Below are 19,643 nucleotides of genomic sequence, written 5' to 3'. Positions count from 1 at the left end.
GCCGATGAACCACGACGTCCGGGTCGAGGACCTGCTCCGATCGCTCGCACCGCAGGTCCTCGGCGCGGTCGTCCGCCGCTACGGGCACTTCGACGCCTGCGAGGACGCCGTCCAGGACGCCCTGCTGGCAGCCGCCGTCCAGTGGCCCGAACAGGGGGTCCCCGGCAACCCCCGGGCCTGGCTGATCACCGTGGCCGCCCGCCGGGTGATCGACGGGCTGCGCAGCGAGCAGGCCCGCCAGCGCCGCGAGGCCACCGTCGCCGCGCTCACCCCGGCCGACGAGACCGTGACGCCCGGGCCGGGCGAGGAACCCAAGGCGGCCGAGCAGGACGACGTGCTCACCCTGCTGTTCCTGTGCTGCCACCCCTCGCTCACCCCCGGCTCGCAGGTCGCGCTCACCCTCCGGGCCGTCGGCGGCCTGACCACCGCGCAGATCGCGCACGCCTTCCTGGTCCCCGAGGCGACCATGGCCCAGCGGATCAGCCGGGCCAAGCAGCGGATCAAGGCCACCGGGTCGTCGTTCCGGATGCCCCCGCAGAGCGAGCGCCAGGAACGGCTGGGGGTCGTGCTCCAGGTGCTCTACCTGATCTTCAACGAGGGCTACACCACCACCAGCGGCCCCGACCTCCAGCAGCCCGAACTCGCCCGCGAGGCCATCCGCCTCACCCGCGAGCTGCACCGGCTGCTGCCCGGGGAGGGCGAGGCGGCGGGCCTGCTGGCGCTGATGCTGCTGACCGACGCCCGCCGGCCGGCCCGCACCCGGCCCGACGGCAGCCTGATCCCGCTCGCCGAACAGAACCGCTCGGCCTGGGACCAGTCCGCGCTCAAGGAGGGGCTGGCGCTGATAGCCGAGACCCTCCCGCGGATGGTGGCGGGGCCGTACCAGGTGCAGGCGGCGATCGCGGCCGTGCACGGCGAGGCCGTGCACGCCGAGGACACCGACTGGCCGCAGATCATGGCCCTGTACGAGGTGCTGGAGCAGATGGCCCCCGGCCCGATGGTGACGCTCAACCACGCCGTCGCCCGCGCGATGGCCCTCGGCCCGGCGGCCGGGCTCGAACTGCTCGCGACCCTGGAGGCCGACGGCCGGCTCGCGGAGCACCACCGGCTCGCCGCGGTCCGCGCCCACCTGCTGGAGATGAGCGGCGACCGGGAGGCCGCCCGGAACAGCTTCCGGGAGGCCGCCCGGCGCACCGGCAGCATCCCCGAGCGCCGCTACCTGGAGTCCAGGGCCGAAGCACTGAACGACCGGTGACGGCCGCTCGTCAGCGGCCCAGGCCCTGGAGTCCCAGCAGCAGCTCGGGGACGTCGGTGGCGCCGATCGCGCCGGTCGCGTCGAGGACGGGCCGCCACGCCGGGTCGGAGCAGATCAGCACCGGGCCGTCGGCGGGCGAGTCCGGCAGGCGGCCGTGCGAACCGCGGACCCAGGAGGGGTCCAGCGGCACCACGTTCATGGTATGGCGCAGGCCGAGCTTCTTGCGGGCCAGGCCGAGCGCGGCCCGGGCCCTGGCCAGCGGGTCCGCCGGGTCGAAGAACAGCTCGGCCGGGTCGTAGCCGGGCTTGCGGTGGATCTCGACGGACCGCGCGAAGTCGGGGGCCCGCGCGTCGTCCAGCCAGTAGTAGTAGGTGAACCAGGCGTCGGGGTCGGCCACGGCCACCAGTTCGCCGGACCGGGGGTGGTCGAGGCCGTGGCGGGCCTGGTCCGCGCGGTCCAGCACCTCGGCCACGCCGGGCAGCCGGAGCAACTGGTCGCGCACCCTGGGCAGGTCCGCCTCGTCGGGGACGTACACGTGGGCGATCTGGTGGTCCGCGACGGCGAAGGCCCGCGAGGCCCACGGGTCCAGGTACTCCATCCCGGCCTGGGTGTACACCTCCAGCAGGCCCTCCCGGCGCAGTTCGCGGTTGATGTCCACCGGGCGCCGCACCGCCGTGATGCCGTACTCGCCGAGCGCGACCACGGTCGCGCCGGACTGCTCCGCCTGCTCCAGCAGCGGCGCCAGCTCGGCGTCCACCGCCCGGGCCGCCGCCACGGCCTGCGGCGCGTCGGGTCCGAAGCGCTGGAGGTCGTAGTCCAGGTGCGGGACGTAGACCAGCAGCAGGTCGGGCCGCTCGGCGGCGAGGATCCGGCGGGCCGCCGAGACGATCCAGCGGCTGGAGGCGATCCCGGCCGTCGGGCCCCAGTACTGGAAGAGCGGGAAGGGCCCCAGCTCGGCGGTGAGTTCGTCGCGCAGCGCCGCCGGCCGGGTGTAGCAGTCGGGCGACTTGCGGCCGTCGGCGTGGTAGACCGGGCGCGGCGTGACCAGCAGGTCGGTGGTGGCGCCCATGGCGTACCACCAGCAGACGTTGGCGACCCGGTAGCCGGGATGCCGGGAGCGCGCGGTGTCCCACACCTTCGGCGCCCGGACCAGCCGGTTGTGCTGGCGCCAGAGGTGGATCTCCCCGAGCTCCCGGAAGTACCAGCCGTTGCCGACGACGCCGTGCTCGGCGGGCAGCCGGCCGGTGAGCAGCGTGGACTGCACGCTGCAGGTGACGGCGGGCAGCACCGTGCGCAGCGGGGCGGACCCGCCGCGCTCGGCGAGCCGGGTGAGGTTCGGCATGTACGGCAGCAGGCGCGGGGTCAGGCCGACCACGTCCAGCAGGACCACGGGTTTCAACGGTCCGCCCTTTCGCCGATCAGTTCGCGCTCGGCCCAGAGGAGTTCGGCGGCTATCCCGGCCGGGACGTCCACGGGGGCGTCGTCCGGGGCACCGGTCGGTCGCCCGGGCAGCACCGGCCAGGTGTAGGTCTCGACCTCGATCACCGTCCGCTCCCGCACGGCCGCCACCGCCCGGCGGAGCACATCGGTGGTGGCGCGCAGCGGCGCGGGGGGCGCGGCGTGCAGCGGCACGTGGAAGTGCACCCGCCAGGGCCACCGGCCGGGCAGCCGGTCCAGCGCCTCCGGCAGGTCGTCGGCCGCGAGCACCCGGCCGGCGCCGTCGGACTCCCGCACCTGGTGGAGGTAGCGGGGTTCGGCGTAGTCGGCGAGCAGCCGGCGGGCCGCCGGGTCGTTCGGGTCGTCCACGTGGAGGGCGGCCGAGGCCTGGATCCTGACCACGCGCAGGCCGGCCCGTTCGACGGCGGCCACCGTCCGCTCCGGGTCGGCGAAGGAGACCGCCAGGTGGCAGGTGTCGAGGCAGAGGCCGACGAATTCGAGGTCCGCGCGGGTGGCGAGCCAGCCGACGGCGTCCTCGACGGTGTCCAGCACGCAGCCCGGTTCCGGCTCGACGGCGAGCCGGATCGGCCGGCCCGCCCGCGCGGAGACGGTGCGCAGCGCCGCCGCCGTCCGGCGCAGCGCCTGCTCGGCGGCCCGGTCCGCGGCGGGGGACCACGGACTGCGCCAGGCCAGCGGCAGCGTGGAGATGCTGCCGCCCTCGGCGTCGTCGGGCAGCAGGCCGGCCAGCACGGTGGCGCAGTCGGCGGTGTAGGCGGCGCGGGCGGGTTCGGTCCAGTCCGGCCGGTACACCGCGTGCTTGACCACCCGCTGGTGGAAGCCGCCGTAGGGGAAGGCGTTCAGGGCGAGCACGGACAGGTCCCGGGCGTCCAGTTCGGCCCGCAGCCGGCGGAGCAGGGACGGGTCGGCTGCCAGTGCGGAGGCGGCGTCGGCGGCCAGCCACAGGCCCAGCCCGAGCCGGTCGAAGCCGGTGCGTTCGCGGATCGGACCGGCGCAGGTGTCGAGCTGCCGCAGGATGCCGGGCAGGTCCTCGGCCGGGTGGACGTTGGTGGAGTAGCAGAGCCGGTTCACGATCCGCCCCGGAGCACCGAGTTGCCCGCGAAGGAAGCGCCGTCGGCGTCGTCCCGGATTCCCTCGTCGAGGACCAGCCGCCCGCTGCGGCCGTAGAACTCGACGGGGTTGTGCCAGAGCACGGTGTCCACGTCCGCCGCGGTGAAGCCGGCCGCCAGCATCGCCCGGCCCACCTTCTGCGTCTTGAGGGGGTCCGAATTCCCCCAGTCGGCGGCCGAGTTGACGAGGATCCGGTGGGTGCCGTACTCCTTCAGGACGGCGACCATCCGGTGCTCGTCCATCTTGGTGTCCGGGTAGATCGAGAAGCCCATCCAGCAGCCGGAGTCGGCGACCGTCGCCACCGTGACCTCGTTGAGGTGGTCCACCAGGACGGAGCCCGGGGCGATGCCGGACTCGCGGACCACGTCCAGGGTGCGGCGGGTGCCGGCGTGCTTGTCCCGGTGCGGGGTGTGGACCAGGACCGGCAGTCCGTGGTCGACGGCCAGCTCCAGCTGACGGGCGAACGCCTCGTCCTCGGCCCTGGTCATCGAGTCGTAGCCGATCTCGCCGACCGCGACCACGCCGTCCTTGCCGAGGTAGCGCGGCAGGACGTCCAGCACCTCGACGCAGCGGGGGTCGTTGGCCTCCTTGGGGTTCAGGGCGAGCGCGCAGTTGTGGCTGATCCCGAACCGGGAGGCCCGGAACCGCTCCCAGCCGAGCAGGCCGTCGAAGTAGTCGGTGAAGGACCCCGGGTTGGTACGGGGCTGGCCGAGCCAGAAGGCCGGCTCGACGACGGCCCGGACACCGGCCGCCCGCATGGCCCGGTAGTCGTCGGTGGTGCGCGAGGTCATGTGGATGTGCGGGTCGAAGATCCTCATGACCGGGCCTCCTGCGGTCGCGGGGGGACGAGGGCCAGCAGGACGCTCATGCCGAGCAGCACGCGCAGGTCGGAGCCGATCTCCCGGCCGGCCGCCCGCCGTTCCTCGGCCAGGTCGCGGGCCATCCGCAGCAGTTCGGCGTCGGTGCGGGTGACCAGGTCCGCCACGGCGCCCAGCGGCACCTCGGTGAACAGGCACTTCAGCACGCCGTGGCGCCACTGGTCCTGCTCCAGGTGCCGGGCCGCGAAGGGGCCCATCGCCGCCGCGACGAGGCGCGGGTCGTTGGTGCGCAGGCCGTCGGCGACCAGCTCCAGGCCGAGCCGGCGTACGCCGTCCGGCAGGTCCGGCAGCGCGCGCAGCACCCCGCGCCGCTCGGCGGCGTCGCCGTGCCGGTAGAGCTTCTCGACCTCGGCCGCCAGGACCGCCCCGGGCAGGGACCCGGCCAGCACCGCGAGCAGCCGGGCCCGGGCCCGGTCGTCGACCGTGCCGTGCACCAGTCCCTGGGGGTCGGAGTTGGGCTGCACCGGCCCGCGCCCGACCATCCGGCCGGCCAGCGGGAACTCCTGGTGGATCGTGCCGGGCCACTCGCGGACCCGGCGCTCGGCGCAGGTCAGCCAGTCGTCCTGCGGGTGCCGGTACGGCGGCGGGGCCGGCCGGCTCCCGCCGTAGACGCTGGTTTCGATCCAGCGGTGTTTCTCGGTCTCGGTCATGATGGGCGGTCTCCGATCGTGGACGACGCCGGTGCACCCGTGTGCGCCGGCGGAACGGAAACGGTCTCCTGGGCCCGGCGTATCGCCGCCAGGGCCGTTCGCGCGGTGGTCGGTGCGGCATGGCTGTGCCGGGGCAGTTCGACCGCCGCGACGCCGCTGTAGCCGATCCCGTCGAGGGCGGCCAGCGTCGCGGCGAGATCGAGTCGCCCCGCTCCGAACTCCAGGTGCTCGTGGACACCCGGAAGCATGTCGTCCAGCTGGACGTTGACCAGCAGCCCGGCCGCGCGCCGGACGCACTGCGCGGCGTCCACCGGCTCCACGGCCACGCAGTGCCCGACGTCGAGGGTGATGCCGAGGGCGTCGGGCTCGCCGAGCTCGCGGCGCAGGTCGAGGGCCTGGTCGAGGTGCTGGACGACCATGCCGGGTTCGGGCTCCAGGCCGAGCCGCACCGCCCGGCGCCCTGCCTCGGCCAGGACCGGGCCGAGGTGCCGGACCAGCCGTGCGCGGTTGGTCCGTCCGTCCACCCCGGGCTCGCTCACGCCGGACCAGAAGGACACGCAGTCGGCGCCGAGCGACTCGGCGATCCGGACGGCGCGGAGCAGGAAGTCGATCCTCGGCGCGGCGTCCCCGGACACCAGCGTGGGGTGGTGCTTGCGGTACGGGTCGAGCAGGAAGCGCGCGCCGGTCTCGACCACGCAGCGCAGGCCCGCGGCGGAGAGCAGCGCGGCCAGCCGGTCGGTCTCCCGGGCCAGGTCCGGGCCGAAGGGATCGAGGTGGTGGTGGTCGAGGGTGAGGGCGACCGAGGTGTAGCCCAGGTCGGCGATGACCCGGATCGCGTCGGCGAGCCGGTGGTTGGCGAAGCCGTTGGTGCCGTACCCGACGGCGATCGCGCTCATGTCGGGCTCCTGCGGGCGGACAGCCGGCGGGCCAGCGGGAGGGCGCCCAGCACCAGCGCGGCGGCCGGCAGCGAGCCCAGCCGTGCGGCCAGCCCGGCCTGCAGCGGCACCATGCCGTGGATCCCGGCCACGGTCGCGGTCCGGACCGCCGCCGCCGTGCCGCCCGCGGTGCCGCCCGCCGTGCCGTCCGCGGCCGGTCCGGTGGACCGCGCCGGGCCGGCGGCGAGCTGGGCGGGGCCGGTGGCGGCCGCGTACCCCAGTGCGCACAGCGCCCCGGCCGTGCGGTGCCGGGCCGAGGCGGCCCGGCCCGTGCCGGTCAGCAGGGCGGTGACCGCGGTGGCGGCCACCGCCAGCCGGGCATCGGCGGAGCGGCCGCCGTGGACCTCGCCGCGGGACAGCGCGGTCACGCCCAGGGTGTGGGTGGCCAGCGCCAGCGCCGGGACGCCGGCCGCCCGCCAGTGCCCGGATCCGGCGCCGAGCAGGACGTCCAAGCCGCGGCAGGCCGCCATGCCCAGCGGGGCGGCGGGGGTCGGCTTCAGCACGGTGTCGTACGCCCACACCGCGGCGGTGAGCGGCACGGCGATCCGCAGCGCGTCGGCCCCGCCCGCGAGACCGGCCAGGGCCAGTCCGGTGGCGCCGAGCCCGGCCGCCGCGGCGAGCGCGGCCCCGGGCGCGATCCGACCGGACGGGACGGGGCGCTCGGGGCGCTCCAGCGCGTCGACCGCCCGGTCCGCCCAGTCGTTCAGCGCCATCCCCGACCAGTACAGGGCGACGGAGGCGAGCGGCAGGGCCAGCCGTCGGCCGCGCAGCGGACGGCCCGCCGCGACCGCGCCGGCCACGGTGTCCCCGAGGACGGTGAGCGCCGCCGGTGCCCGGACCAGGTCGAGCCACGGACGCAGGGCGGCCCTCATCGGGCCACCTCGATCCGCCGCACCCAGGACACCAGGTCCTGTTCCTGCTGGGCGAGCCGGTGCTCGTCGCTGCCGAGCGGGTCCTTGAAGAAGAAGGCCAGTGCGCCGAGCGGCCCGGACTCCCCGGCCGCGTGCGCCCCGGCCACCAGCCGGGCGAGGTCGAGGACCAGCGGCGCGGCGAGCGCCGAGTCGTAGCCGTCCCAGCTCAGTTGCAGGCTCATCGAGGTGCCGAGGAAGCCCTCGAAGGAGACGTGGTCCCAGGCGACCTTGCGTTCGCCGAGGTCGGGGACGTGGTCGATGTGCAGCGGGGCGGTGACCTCCCCGCCGAGCAGCGCGGCCAGCCCGCGCGTCTTGGACTCCAGCTTGCCCTGCGCGCGGCCCGCCACCCCGAGGTTGGCGCCGTCCCCGCCGCCGAGCAGGTTGGTTCCCGACCAGGACCGCACCCGCAGCCCGCGGGCGAGGAACATCGGCGCCAGCACGCTGCGCAGCAGGGTCTCGCCGGTCTTGCCGTCGCAGCCCGCGTACGGCAGGCCGTGCCGGTCGGCCAGTTGGGTGACCGCCGGGATGCGCAGACCGGGCGACGGGGTGAAGTCGACGTACGGGCAGCCGGCCGAGAACGCCGCGTACGCGGAGAGGGCGGCCGGGCCGAGCACCCGGCGCCCCTCCTGGGCGAGGGCGCGGTCGAGGGCGGCCAGGTCGGCGTGTTCGGGCAGCGCCCGGAGCGGGGGCTCGGTGGAGGAGACGTTGACCACCACGACCCGCTCCAGGCCGTGCGAGCGCCGGAAGTCCGCGAGGTCGGCGGCGAGCCGGTCCGCCGCCTCGGCCTGGGTGGCCGGGGCGTCGTCGTCCGGGTCGTGGCCGCGGCGGATCTCCCGGTCGGCGGCCGCGAGTTCCCCGGCGACCGCCGCCGGGAGCGAGCCGGGCAGCACACCCGCGGCGGCGAGCTCCTCGGCCCGCTTGCCCAGCGGGGTGGAAACGAGGTCGTGGCCGCCGGTGACCAGCTCGGACCAGCCGGGGAAGACGCCCGGATCGAGGTCGAGCCGCTCGCTGACGCTGCCGGTCGCGGGGACGAGCCCGGCCCGCAACGCGGCGAGGCCGCAGACGGCCGTGGTGGCCACCGACCCCCTGCCGCCGACCAGCCAAAGTCCGGTCCTGCCTGCCATGGTGCAACTCCCTTTCGGTGAGGAGGGATGACGTCCTACGAGCGGTCCCAGCCCGCCCAGCGCCAGAGCCGGCCGGTGCCCCGCCGGGACTCGACGCCGTGGTCGGTCATCTCGAACTCACCGAAGTCCAGGATCAGCAGCGCGTCGTCGCCGGGTGCGAAGCCGACGTCGATCGGCCGGTGCAGCTCGGGACCGGACGGCAGGCCCCGGGTGGACCAGTCGGCCGGGTCGACCAGCAGCAGGTCGCGCCCCAGCTGGGGGCCGCCCGCCGGCAGGGTCATCGGCGCCTCGTCCCCGAACAGCGTGACCACCAGCTGCCCGGCCAGCGGGGAGCGCGGGGGCGCCACGGCGAACTTGGTGGCCGCGACGTGCGACTCGAAGTCGAGCACCGGGCGCTCGGGCGGCGGGAGTTCGCCGTGGTTGGCCAGCAGGAAGGTCGGCTGCGGGCCGCGGGTGGGCTTGAACGCGGGGTCCGTCACCGGGATGCCGCCGATGAAGTCCGGCCAGCCGTACCAGGCGCCCTCGCGCACCTCGAACAGCAGGTCGGGGGCGTTGCCGATCGGCCGGCTGCCGCGGTCGTCGGCGCCCTGGTCGACCGCCAGCAGCCGGCCGTCCGGCAGGAAGCCCAGGCCGAAGGCGTTGCGCATCCCCCAGGCCACCAGCTCCAGGTTGCCGCCGTCGAGGTCGCAGCGCAGCACGGCCGCGCTGCACGGCAGTCCGGCCGGTATCCGCTGCCCCGGCCGGGTCGCGGTGCCGAACGGGACGAACGCGCCGGTGGTGGTCCGCGCGCCGGGCCGGCCGGCCAGCGGGTCGTCCGTGGTCACGTTGAAGCCGGTGAGCTCGATGTCGAGGCCGGGGATGTCGAACGAGTGCGGAAGCCGTCCCAGCCAGCCGAGTTCGTAGGCGTCCAGCCCGATGATCCCCAGGTTGGACATCGCGCCCTGGGCGAAGTACAGCTTCCCGTCCCGGCCGGCCACGGCCATGTCGATGTGGTAGTTGCCGGGCCCGGGCATGCCGTCGACGATGACGGCCCGCTGCCCGTCCGGGCCGATCCGGGTGATCCGGCCGGCCCCGCCCTCGGAGACGTACAGGTGGTCCTGGTGCCAGAGCAGTCCGGTCACCGGGGCGGCCAGGCCGTCGGCGATCAGCGTGCGTGACGAGGTGTCGGTTCCCGGGCCCAGACGCCAGATCCGGCCGCCGGGGGCGGCGCCCCCGAAGGGCAGTCCGGACTCGGCCAGGTACACCTGGCCCGCGTCGTCGAAGGTGAGGCTGGTCGGGAAGTCCAGCCCGTCGGCCAGTACGGTGGGTGATTGCGCCACGGTTCCTCCACGGTCGTGCCCACAGAAGATCCGCCGCCCCGGTGAGGTCGGCGACGGGTCGATGTGTAGCAGCGTCCACGAAGCATGGTCAAGAACCGCCCGGGCGCTCGCCGTTGGCCGCGTGTTTATCGACACGGTCGGGAAATGCGCAGTTCAGGCGGTGTGTGAGGGCTGTGGGGAGCAGGTCGGACCGGGGCCGTGGGCCCGCGTGGGCACCGCACGACACGAGAAGTCCCGGGCGCTCCCGCGCACCGGTGACGGGCCCTGCGCGACTGTCGTCCGTGCGTGGGCCGGAGTCCGAGCCGCCCTTCAGTGGTCACTCTCGGTAGTTCCCGGCGGGCTCCCTTCCCTCGTGGTCGCAGTGGTCGACGGCCGCCGGGGAAGGCGTCCACTCCTTCCCCGGCGACCGCGACCGTGTCGAGGCACCAGGGCCCTCGACCGCCGGGGTCCAGGCCCGGCACTTGGTAGACGAAGCCGACCGCCGCGGATCGACATCGGACGGCAGAAATTTCGGGAGATCTTCTGCCGTGCGGCCCCGGCCCGCGCGCCCGCCGCACGCCGCCGGAACACGCGCCGGGAACGCACGCACGACGGCCACCGGCGCGGCGTGGGACGCCGGCCGGTGGCCGTCGGGGCAGGAGCGGTGGGAGAGCGGGGCGGTACGTGCGAGAGGGTCAGAGCGAGTAGGCGACCAGCTCGAACGAGTGGCTGGTCGAGAGCCCGGGGGCGCCCGCGCCGACCAGCAGCAGGTTGCCGCTCACCGCCGGGAAGGAGATGATGCCGGCCGGTGTCCTGGCCGTCCACAGGGTTGAGCCGGTGGCGGTGTCGAACGCGTACACCTGGCCGTCGAAGGTCGAGGTGAAGACCACGTCGTTGGCCACCGTGGCGGCACCGAGCGCCATCTGCGGCAGGTCCCGCTGCCAGAGCACCTTGCCGGTCGCCACGTCGGCGGCGGTGAGGCCGCCCCGGCCCGCGGCGTTGTCGGGCAGTTCCAGCCCGCCGGTGGCGCCGAGCTTGCTCGGGTTGTCGACCCAGGGAACGAAGAGCCGCCCGCGGGAGAGTGCCATCGGCGTCTCTATGCCGCCGATGATGCCGGGCAGGACGGTGACCGGGGTGTCCGGCAGCGGTCCCTCGTCGTTCAGGTGGGTGCCGACCGGCAGGGTCCACAGCGGGGTTCCGTCGTCGGCCCGGTAGGCGAAGACCTTGCCCATCTTGCCCGCCGTCACCACGACCTCGGTGGGCACCCCGCGGACCTTCGTGGTGGTCACGATCGGGGGTTCCTGGAGGTCGTAGTCCCGCAGGTCGTGCGGTGCGGCCTGCTGGTACCAGAGCAGCTTGCCGGTCCTGCTGTCGAGTGCCAGCAGGCAGTTGGTGTAGAGGTTGGGGCCCGGCCGGCTGCTGCCGTTGGGGTACTCGGGGGTGCCGGGGAGCGGGGCGGGGTTGGCGATGGAGACGAAGAGCCGTCCGTGCTCGTCGAGGGCCGGCGCGAACCAGGTCCCGCCGCCGCTGTTGATCTCCGGGTGGCCCCAGAGGTCGCCGTCCTTGACCGTGTTGAAGCTCCAGCGCGGATTGCCGGTGGCGGTGTCCAGCGCGAAGATCGTCCCCATGGCGCCCGGCACGTACTTGCCGAAGGTGTTCGGGACGGTGCTGACCACGACGGTGTCCTCGTACACCTGGGGGGCGACGTCGATGCCGCCCTGGCCGGCGGCGATCAGCTCCCGCGACCAGACGGTCCGGCCGGTCGCCGGGTCGAGGGCGAAGGCGCCGGTGAACGTGGTGCCGAAGAGCAGGCCGCGCGCGTAGGCCACGCCGTTCGGCCCGACCGAGGGGCTGTTGAAGACGCGCTTCCAGCGAACCTTCCCGGTCTCCTTGTCCACCGCGTAGACGTCCGAGTTGAGATTGATCAGGTACACCGTGTCGCCCACCACGACCGGATTGGAGGCCATGATGCCGGCGAAGGTCGGCGTGCCCTCCAGCGGGAGCCGCCACTTCACCTTGAGGTTCTTGACGTTGTGGGAGTTGATCGGCGTCCGGGTGACGTTCCTGGTGTTGGTCAGATCGCCGTTGGAGAGGGGCCAGTCCCGCGCGTGGACCGGGCGGCCGTGGCTTCCCTCGGCCGCCTCCGGGCCCGCGGAGGCGAGGTCCGGGGCGGCCATGCCGGGCCCGATCGCCAGCGCGGCGGCGGCCAGCGCCGTGAGCACCAGCCAGCCGGGTCTGCGGCGGCCGCGCCGCCCGGTGCCGCGGGACTTCAGGATCAAGGACACATCGACTCCATTTCCGTCCGGTGTCGTTGCTCGACTCCGGGCCTGGGTGAAACCTGGGTGGGGAGGGACGGCGGACCGGGTTCCCCGGCCGTCCCTCCCGGGGGCGTCGGCGGTCTCGCGGGTGCGCCGGCGGTCAGCGCACCCGGCGCGCGAACGCCCGGACGTCGCCGACGAACAGCTCGGGCTCCTCCAGCGCGGCGAAGTGCCCGCCGCGCTCGAACTCGGACCAGTGGGCGAGGGTCGGGAGGATCTGCTCGGCCCAGCGGCGGATCGGCCGGACGGCGTCCTGCGGGAAGACGGCCACCCCGACCGGCGCGGCGAGCGGCCAGGGGCCGGCCCAGGTACGGATGAAGTCGGAGTCCAGCCGGTTGGACTCGTAGTAGAGCTGCGCGCTGGAGCCGGCGGAGGCGGTGAACCAGTAGATCGCGGCGTTGGTCAGCAGCCGGTCGCGGGCCACCGCGTCCTCCGGCGCCGACTCCGCGGCCGTCCACTCCTTGAACTTCTCCACGATCCAGGCGAGTTGGCCCACCGGCGAGTCGGTCAGGCCGTAGCCGATCGTCTGCGGCCGGGTGGACTGGATCTTCCGCCAGCCGGCCCCGTCCTGCTCGAAGTGTGCGGCGAACTCCAGCCGGGCCAGGTCCGCCCCGTCCAGGTTCGCGAACTCGGCCGGGTCCTGCGGCGGGAAGGTGGCGAGCATGTTGAGGTGGACGCCGGCGACGTGCGCCGGATCGGCCAGGCCGAGCTGGAGGGAGACCGGCATGCCCCAGTCGCCGCCCTGGACGAGGTACCGGTCGTAGTCGAGGCGGTGCATCAGCTCGGCCCAGGCCCGGCCGACCCGGGCGGTGTCCCAGCCCGCCTCCTGGGGGCGGCCGGAGAAGCCGTAGCCGGGCAGCGAGGGGACGACCACGTGGAACGCGTCGGCCGGATCGCCGCCGTGCGCCCGCGGATCGGTCAACGGACCTATCACGTCCAGGAATTCGACCACCGAGCCGGGCCAGCCGTGGGTGATGATCAACGGCGTGGCACCCGGCTCCGGCGAGCGCACGTGCAGGAAGTGGATGTCCACGCCGTCGATCTCGGTCAGGAACTGCGGGAACGTGTTGAGGTGCTCCTCGGCCTTGCGCCAGTCGAAGCCGGTGCGCCAGTACTCGGCCAGCTCCTTCAGGTAGCCGAGCGGCACCCCGCGCTGCCAGCCCACGCCCGGCAGTTCACCGGGCCAGCGGGTCGCCGCCAGCCGGCGGTCCAGGTCGTCGAGGGCTTCCTGCGGGATGTCGATACGGAAGGGGCGCATGCCGGGTCCTCTCAGTGGACGCTCGGATCGGAGGTGCGGGCAGCGCGGGCCGCAGCCGGCCCGCCGGGTCTCAGGCGGCGATGGGCGTGTTCTGGTACGAGGCGATCCGCCAGTCGGAGCCCTGACGGGCCAGCACCCAGGTCGCGCGGATCGCGCGCTCGGCCGTCACCTCGGTGTCCCCGGGCGCCAGCACGCCGCCCTGGGTGACCAGCACGGCCACGTCCGCGGCCAGCGGGCGGACCGACACCGGCTCGCCCGTGACCCGGGTTCCCTTGAACGGGCCGGCGAACGCCTGGGTCATGAAGGCGCGGATCGCCTGACGGCTCGTCAGGTAGATGTCGCCGGGCAGGATCAGCGTCGCGTCCTCGGTGAAGACCTCGGCGAAGCCGTCGGCGTCCTGGGCGGCCCAGGCCGCGACGATCCGCTCCGGAACGGCGCGCAGCGCGGAGGCCTCGGGGGAGTTGGGCGGGGGAGTGGCGGACATGGCTCTCTCCTTCTCCGGTGGTCCCGGCCGCGATCACGGCGGCCGGGTGACGGCCAGCCTCACACCGGGCCTCGGAGGGTGACAACTCCCCGATTGCGCTCGATCGTCGGGCCGCCGGGTGGCCTGGACACGCTCCGGACGCGCCGCAATCCGGGAGATGCGGGCATCCCGCCCGGCTGCCAGCCTCGACAGGGCCGATCAACGACCGCGGCCCGGACGGCCAACCGTCCCGCGTGGGCCGCCCACTTCGGAGGAGCCCCCGATGACAGCCAAGGAATCCCCGTCCCGGGAAGAACTGGTGAGCCGCGCCGCCGAGTTGGTGCCGCTGCTGCAGAAGAACGCGCTGTGGCACGAGGAGCACCGCCGGCTCTCCGACGAGACGCTGACCGCGCTGACGGACTCCGGACTGCTGCAGATCCGGGTGCCGGTCCGCTACGGCGGCTACGAGTCCGACATGCGCACCGCGGTGGACGTGATCGCCGAACTGGCCCGCGGCGACGGCTCCACGGCCTGGGTCATGGCGGTCTACGCCATCAGCTCCTGGATGGCCGGCCTGTTTCCGGACGAGGTGCAGGACGAGATCTTCGCCGACCCGGGCGTGCGGGTGAGCGGCATCCTCAGCCCGACCGCGGTCGCCGTGCCGGTCGAGGGCGGCGTGCTGCTGAACGGCAAGTGGACGTTCAACTCGGGCGCGCTGCACAGCTCCTGGAACACCAACGCGGCCGTGCTGATGACCCCCGAGGGGCCGCAGCCGATCATGGTGGCCGTCCCGCTGGCGGACCTGGAGATCGTCGACGACTGGCACACCACCGGCCTGCGCGGCTCCGGCAGCGTCACCACCGTCGCCACCGACCTGTTCGTCCCCGAGCCGCGGGTGCTGCCGATGGTCCCGGTGCTCCAGGGCCGGCACCGCTCCCTGGCGAACGCCGAATCGCCCATCTACCGGGCCCCGTTCATGCCCACCGCGTGCGCCACGGTGGCCGCACCGGCGCTCGGGCTGGCCAGGGCCGCCAAGGAGGCGTTCTTCGAGCGGCTCCCCGGCCGGAAGATCAGCTACACCGAGTACGCCAACCAGGCCGAGGCCCCGGTGACCCACCTCCAGGTGGCCGACGCCGTCACCAGGATCGACGAGGTGGAGTTCCACGCCCACCGCGCCGCCGCCCTGATCGACACCAAGGGCCCCACCGGCGAGGAGTGGACCCTGGAGGAGCGGGCCCGGATCAGGCTCGACCTCGGCGCGGTCTGCTCGCGCACCAAGGAGGCGGTGGACATCCTCAACACCGCCAGCGGCGGCTCCTCGATCTACACCACCGTCCCGATCCAGCGCATCGAGCGGGACGTCCAGACCCTCAACCTGCACGGCATCCTGCACCCCAACACCAACCTGGAGCTCTACGGGCGGGTCGCCTGCGGCCTCGGGCCCAACACCCTCTACCTGTAGCCGGCGCCCCACCGGACAGGGCCGCACCGAGCGGCCCTGTCCGGCATGCCCTGCCCGCCGTTCCCACCGACCGCCCGGAGGATCCCCATGGCAATCCCCGAACCCGTCGTCATCGACCCCGCCGGACACGACATCCACGCCGAGGGCGCGCGGATCCGGGCGAACGGCCCGGTCGCCCGGATCGAACTGCCCGGCGGCGTGCTCGGCTGGTCGATCACCGACCACGAAACCGCCCGCCAGGCCCTCACCGACCACCGGCTGTCCAAGGACCCGCGCCAGCACTGGACGGCCTTCGCCGAGGGCAGGATCGGCGAGGACTTCCCGCTCATCGGCTGGGTGCTGATGGACAACCTCACCACCCGGTACGGCGCCGACCACACCCGGCTGCGCCGGCTGACCGCCGGGGCCTTCACCCCGCGCCGGGTCGAGGCCATGCGGGCCGAGGTCGAGAAGGCCGTCGACGAGCTGCTGGACGAGCTGGGCCGCTGCGAACCCGGCGAGGTGCTGGACCTCAAGGCCCGCTTCGCCCGCCCGATGCCCGCCCGGGTCATCTGCGACCTGTTCGGAGTGCCGGCCGAGGACCGCGTGCAGATGCTCCGTGGCGGCGAGGCGAACATCGACACCACCCTCACCCCCGAGGAGTCGGCGGCCAACGTCGAGCAGTGGCACCGGGAGATGCAGGAGTTCGTCGAGGCCAAGCGCCGCAGCCCCGGGGACGACCTGACCAGCGACCTGGTCCAGGCCCAGGAGGAGGACGGATCCCGGCTGAACGACTCCGAACTCGTCGGTACCCTGCACCTGTTGCTCGCCACCGGCACCGAGCCGGTGATGAACCTGCTCGCCAACGCGACCCGGGCCCTGCTCACCCACCCGGAGCAGCTGGCGCTGCTCCGCAGCGGCGCGGTGAGCTGGTCGGACGTGATCGAGGAGACCCTGCGCGTCGAGGCGCCGGTCGCCCACCTGCCCTTCCGCTTCGCGGTGGAGGACATCGAGATCGGCGGCGTCGTCATCGCCAAGGGCGACCCGGTCCTGATCAACTTCGCGGCCGTGGGCCGCGACCGCACCGTGCACGGCGACAGCGCGGACGCCTTCGACGCCGCCCGGCAGGACAAGGAGCACCTCTCCTTCGGCCACGGCGTCTACCGCTGCATCGGCATGCCGCTGGCCCGGATGGAGGCCGAGATCGCGCTCGCCGCGCTGTTCCGGCGCTTCCCCGACATCGAACTCGCCGTCCCCGAGAAGGACTTGGCGCCGCAGGTCACCTTCATCATGAACGGCGTGCAGACCCTCCCGGTCCGCCTCACGCCGCGAAACCGCTGACACGAAAGGGAGGTCCGTCCGATGTGGGCAGCCGTCGTACCCGAGGCCAAGGCGCGCTGGGAACTGCGCGAGATCCCCACCCCCACGGCAGGTCCGGGTCAGGTACTGATCCGGGTCCACGCCTGCGGGGTCTGCCACAACGACCTCTGGGTCAGCCAGGGTGTCTTCCCCTTTCCGCCGCTCGACCCGGTGGTGGTCGGCCACGAGGCCGCCGGGGAGGTCGTCGAGGTCGGCCCGGGCGTGACCGCCCGCCGGGTCGGGGACCGGGTCGGCACCACCTGGGTGCAGGCGACCTGCGGCCGGTGCGACTACTGCCGGCTCAACCTTCCGCTCACCGGGCAGTCCGGGATGAACTGCCCGGAGTCGGTGATGAGCGGCCTCACCGTGCAGGGCGGCCACGCCCAGTACGTCGCGGTGCCGGCCGCCAGCACGGTGCTGCTGCCGGACGCCCTGTCGTACGAGGTCGCGGCGCCCGTGCTGTGCGCGGGGTACACCGCGTGGAGCGCGCTGCGCGCCGCGAACCCCGAGCCGGGCGAGCGGGTCGCCGTCCTCGGGATCGGCGGACTCGGCCACCTGGCCGTGCAGTTCGCCCGTGCCGCCGGCTTCGAGACGGTGGCCGTCACCCGCTCGCCGGACAAGCACGAGCTGGCCCGCACGCTCGGCGCGGACCACGTGGTCGCCGACGGTGAGCAGCTGCGGGCGGCCGGCGGCGCCGACGTGGTCCTGGTGACCGGGACCTCCTACCGGGCCGCCACCGAGACCCTCCAGGGACTGCGCCCGAACGGCCGGATCGTGCTCGCCACCATCGACCCGGTCGACTCCTTCACGATCCCGCCCACCAGCCCGTTCTGGGCGCAGCGCCAGCAGGTGATCGGCGCCACCCACAACGGCCTCGACCAGCTCACCGAGGCCCTCGACCTGGTCGCGTCCGGGGCCGTCACGCCGATGATCGAGACCTTCCCCAAGGAGCGGGTCGCCGAGGCGCTCGAACGGGTCGAACGCGGCGAGGTCCGTTTCCGCGCGGTCGTGTCGTACGCCTGACGCACCGGCAGCGACCCCGGGCGAACGCCTGGGGACCGACGTGGGGAGGACACTGTGTTCAGACGAAGATTCCTGGGCCTCGCCGGCATCGCGGCGGTGACCGGGGTGGGCCTGCCGGTGGGCGCCATGGCCGGCGGGGACCCGCTGCCCCCCGCATCGGCCGGCCGGGGGGCGCCCAAGGGGCCGTTCTCCGTGCGGATGCCGGTGCCGCCGACCCTGCGGCCGGTGGCGCGGACCGACGACACCGACGTCTACCGGCTCGACGTCCTGGCCGCCGACCTGGAACTGCTCCCCGGGGTCAGGACCAGCTGCCTGACCTACGGCGGCAGCTTCGTCGGCCCGACGATCCGGGCCCGGGAGGGCCGCCGGGTGCTGGTCACCTACCGCAACCGGCTGCCGGAGGCCGTCAACGTGCACCTGCACGGCGGCCACGTCCCGGCCGACAGCGACGGCCACCCGATGCAGCTGATCGACCCGGGTGGCGAGCGCCGCTACGAGTACCCGAACCGGCAGCCCGGGGCCACCCTCTGGTACCACGACCACAGCCACCACGCGGAGGCCGAACACGTCTACCGCGGCCTGCACGCCTTCTACCTGATCGAGGGCGAGGACGAGCGCCGGCACGACCTGCCGAGGGACGAGTACGACGTGCCGATCGCGATCCGCGACGCCGAGTTCGACGCCGCGGGGCAGTTGGTCCACGGCGATCCGGCGAAGCGGAACGTGATCCTGGTCAACGGCCGTTCCAAGCCGTACTTCCCGGTGGCCGCCCGCAAGTACCGCCTGCGCCTGCTGAACAGCTCGTCCCTGCGGTTCCTGAAGCTGAACTTCGGCTCCCTGCCGGTCCTCCAGATCGGCTCGGACGGAGGTCTGCTGCCCGCGCCGGTCGACCGGACCGGGACGGACTTCCCGCTCGCCGCCGGTGAACGGGTGGACCTGGTGGTGGACTTCTCCGGGCTGGCGGTCGGCAGCAGGGCCGCGCTCACCAACCAGGGCCAGTACACCGGCGACGACCGGATCGAGCCGGTGCTGCAGTTCGCGGTGGACCGCCGGGCGCGCGACCGCAGCGATGTGCCGGCCACGCTGCGGCCGCTGCCGGAGCTGCCGCCGGCCACGGTCCACCGCGAGCTGACGCTCTCCTTCGACCTGAACGGCACGCCGACCGGCCTGGTCAACGGCCAGCCCTTCGACCCGGACCGGGTCGACCAGCGGGTCCGCCGCGGTGCCACCGAGATCTGGACGGTCACCAACGGCGACAGCGCCACCAAGTACGGTCCGATCCAGCACTCCTTCCACCTGCACCTGGCGCAGTTCCGGGTGCTCGACCGGGACGGCCGGCCGCCGCTGCCCGGTGACGCGGGCCTGAAGGACACCGTGCCGCTTCCGCCCGGTACCTCGGTCCGGGTCCAGGCGACCTTCACCGACTACCTCGGCCGCTACATGTACCACTGCCACATGCTGGAGCACTCCTCGGCGGGCATGATGGGCCAGATGGAGATCGTCGACTGATCCGCCCCGACGGCGGGCCGGGCCTGGCATCCGGCCCGGCCCGCCGTCGGCGTTCGCACAGTGAGCCGGGGCCCGGCTCCGGCCCCCGCGGGCGGAGCCGGGCCCCGGGTCACATCTCAAGCCCCTGCTCGAACATCACCTGGCGGACCTCCACGCCGGTGTGGCGGGCGTCCGGGATCAGTGCGGCCAGTTCGACCGCGCGCTCCCTGGTCTCGACGTCGACCAGGTAGAAGCCGCAGACGAACTCCTTGCCGGCCAGGTACGGGCCGTCGGTGTGCACCGGGCCGCCGTCGCGGACCCTGACGGTCGTGCTCTGCCCCGGTTCGGCCAGCGCCTGCGTGGTGACCAGCTCGCCGGACTCCCTGATGAGCTTCATGAAGTCGCCGTGGCCGGTGAAGACGGCCTGCTGCTCGTCGACGGACAGGCCCTCCCAGAGCACCGGGTCCATGTGCATCACGAGCAGGTACTTCATGGTTCTCACTCCTCGGGACGTGGCCTCCGGGCGTCTCCGGGGGCCGTCACAGGAGACGTCGGAGCCGACGGCCCGTTCTCGACACGAAAGCGCGCGGGCGGCCGGGGGCGTCCCCGGGCGGCCGCGGGGGGGGGGGGGGGAGGGGACCAGCGGGGGGGGCCGGGGGGCGGGGCGGGGCAGGCGC

Annotated in this window: 17 protein-coding genes; 5 read left to right on the top strand and 12 right to left on the bottom strand. The window is 74.1% G+C overall.

Annotated features, from left to right (window positions below; all coding sequences use genetic code 11):
• The first annotated feature begins 4 nt into the window (after nt 1-4).
• The gene (locus ACFVVA_RS36340) at nt 5-1,255 is read left to right on the top strand and encodes an RNA polymerase sigma factor (protein ID WP_387694976.1); all 1,251 of its coding nucleotides are present in this window, start codon (nt 5-7) and stop codon (nt 1,253-1,255) included.
• A gap of 10 nt (nt 1,256-1,265) precedes the next feature.
• On the opposite strand, the gene ACFVVA_RS36335 is transcribed toward ACFVVA_RS36340, so the two are convergent.
• The 11 genes from ACFVVA_RS36335 to ACFVVA_RS36285 all read right to left on the bottom strand — a co-directional run bounded on the left by ACFVVA_RS36335 (nt 1,266) and on the right by ACFVVA_RS36285 (nt 13,676).
• A complete protein-coding gene (locus ACFVVA_RS36335) occupies nt 1,266-2,654 on the bottom strand; it encodes an alkaline phosphatase family protein (RefSeq protein WP_387694975.1) in 1,389 nt (462 codons plus the stop codon).
• Nucleotides 2,651-3,781 (bottom strand): metabolite traffic protein EboE, encoded by a 1,131-nt coding sequence (gene eboE, locus ACFVVA_RS36330; protein WP_387694974.1) that lies wholly within the window; start codon nt 3,779-3,781, stop codon nt 2,651-2,653. The genes ACFVVA_RS36335 and eboE overlap by 4 nt, the downstream gene beginning before the upstream one ends.
• Entirely contained in the window at nt 3,778-4,638 is an 861-nt protein-coding gene (locus ACFVVA_RS36325; protein ID WP_387694973.1) for a TatD family hydrolase, read from the bottom strand. Before ACFVVA_RS36325 ends, eboE begins: the two co-directional genes overlap by 4 nt.
• Nucleotides 4,635-5,348, bottom strand: a complete 714-nt coding sequence (locus ACFVVA_RS36320; RefSeq protein WP_387694972.1) for an EboA domain-containing protein — start codon at nt 5,346-5,348, stop codon at nt 4,635-4,637. Before ACFVVA_RS36320 ends, ACFVVA_RS36325 begins: the two co-directional genes overlap by 4 nt.
• Nucleotides 5,345-6,244: a sugar phosphate isomerase/epimerase family protein gene (locus ACFVVA_RS36315; protein ID WP_387694971.1), complete on the bottom strand. Its 900-nt coding sequence runs from the start codon at nt 6,242-6,244 to the stop codon at nt 5,345-5,347. Before ACFVVA_RS36315 ends, ACFVVA_RS36320 begins: the two co-directional genes overlap by 4 nt.
• Nucleotides 6,241-7,155, bottom strand: a complete 915-nt coding sequence (locus ACFVVA_RS36310) for an SCO3242 family prenyltransferase (protein WP_387694970.1) — start codon at nt 7,153-7,155, stop codon at nt 6,241-6,243. Before ACFVVA_RS36310 ends, ACFVVA_RS36315 begins: the two co-directional genes overlap by 4 nt.
• Nucleotides 7,152-8,318, bottom strand: a complete 1,167-nt coding sequence (locus tag ACFVVA_RS36305; protein ID WP_387694969.1) for an inositol-3-phosphate synthase — start codon at nt 8,316-8,318, stop codon at nt 7,152-7,154. The genes ACFVVA_RS36310 and ACFVVA_RS36305 overlap by 4 nt, the downstream gene beginning before the upstream one ends.
• Nucleotides 8,319-8,353: 35 nt before the next feature.
• Nucleotides 8,354-9,637, bottom strand: coding sequence for a PQQ-dependent sugar dehydrogenase (locus tag ACFVVA_RS36300; RefSeq protein WP_387694968.1), 1,284 nt, complete (start codon nt 9,635-9,637; stop codon nt 8,354-8,356).
• A gap of 674 nt (nt 9,638-10,311) precedes the next feature.
• Nucleotides 10,312-11,901 carry a PQQ-binding-like beta-propeller repeat protein gene (locus ACFVVA_RS36295; RefSeq protein WP_387694967.1) on the bottom strand — a complete coding sequence of 530 codons (1,590 nt, stop codon included), beginning with the start codon at nt 11,899-11,901 and terminating at the stop codon, nt 10,312-10,314.
• A 133-nt stretch (nt 11,902-12,034) separates the two neighbouring features.
• Complete coding sequence (locus tag ACFVVA_RS36290) at nt 12,035-13,192, bottom strand: epoxide hydrolase family protein (RefSeq protein ID WP_387694966.1); 1,158 nt, start codon at nt 13,190-13,192, stop codon at nt 12,035-12,037.
• A 70-nt stretch (nt 13,193-13,262) separates the two neighbouring features.
• On the bottom strand, nt 13,263-13,676 hold the full coding sequence (locus tag ACFVVA_RS36285; protein WP_359912889.1) for an SgcJ/EcaC family oxidoreductase: 414 nt from the start codon (nt 13,674-13,676) through the stop codon (nt 13,263-13,265).
• Nucleotides 13,677-13,938: 262 nt separating this feature from the next.
• Between ACFVVA_RS36285 and ACFVVA_RS36280 the strand changes: the two genes are divergently transcribed.
• The 4 genes from ACFVVA_RS36280 to ACFVVA_RS36265 all read left to right on the top strand — a co-directional run bounded on the left by ACFVVA_RS36280 (nt 13,939) and on the right by ACFVVA_RS36265 (nt 18,987).
• Nucleotides 13,939-15,117 (top strand): acyl-CoA dehydrogenase family protein, encoded by a 1,179-nt coding sequence (locus ACFVVA_RS36280; RefSeq protein ID WP_387694965.1) that lies wholly within the window; start codon nt 13,939-13,941, stop codon nt 15,115-15,117.
• A gap of 87 nt (nt 15,118-15,204) precedes the next feature.
• A complete protein-coding gene (locus tag ACFVVA_RS36275) occupies nt 15,205-16,437 on the top strand; it encodes a cytochrome P450 (RefSeq protein ID WP_387694964.1) in 1,233 nt (410 codons plus the stop codon).
• Nucleotides 16,438-16,458: 21 nt separating this feature from the next.
• A complete protein-coding gene (locus ACFVVA_RS36270) occupies nt 16,459-17,478 on the top strand; it encodes an alcohol dehydrogenase catalytic domain-containing protein (RefSeq protein WP_387694963.1) in 1,020 nt (339 codons plus the stop codon).
• A 54-nt stretch (nt 17,479-17,532) separates the two neighbouring features.
• On the top strand, nt 17,533-18,987 hold the full coding sequence (locus tag ACFVVA_RS36265) for a multicopper oxidase family protein (protein WP_387694962.1): 1,455 nt from the start codon (nt 17,533-17,535) through the stop codon (nt 18,985-18,987).
• A 109-nt stretch (nt 18,988-19,096) separates the two neighbouring features.
• On the opposite strand, the gene ACFVVA_RS36260 is transcribed toward ACFVVA_RS36265, so the two are convergent.
• Nucleotides 19,097-19,459 carry a YciI family protein gene (locus ACFVVA_RS36260; RefSeq protein ID WP_387694960.1) on the bottom strand — a complete coding sequence of 121 codons (363 nt, stop codon included), beginning with the start codon at nt 19,457-19,459 and terminating at the stop codon, nt 19,097-19,099.
• Nucleotides 19,460-19,643 lie beyond the last annotated feature (184 nt).

Source organism: Kitasatospora sp. NPDC058048, from assembly GCF_042885555.1.
Taxonomy (GTDB): Bacteria; Actinomycetota; Actinomycetes; order Streptomycetales; family Streptomycetaceae; genus Kitasatospora; species Kitasatospora lactacystinica.
Note: the sequence above shows the minus strand (reverse complement) of the source record. Positions and strands in the feature narration are given on the sequence as shown.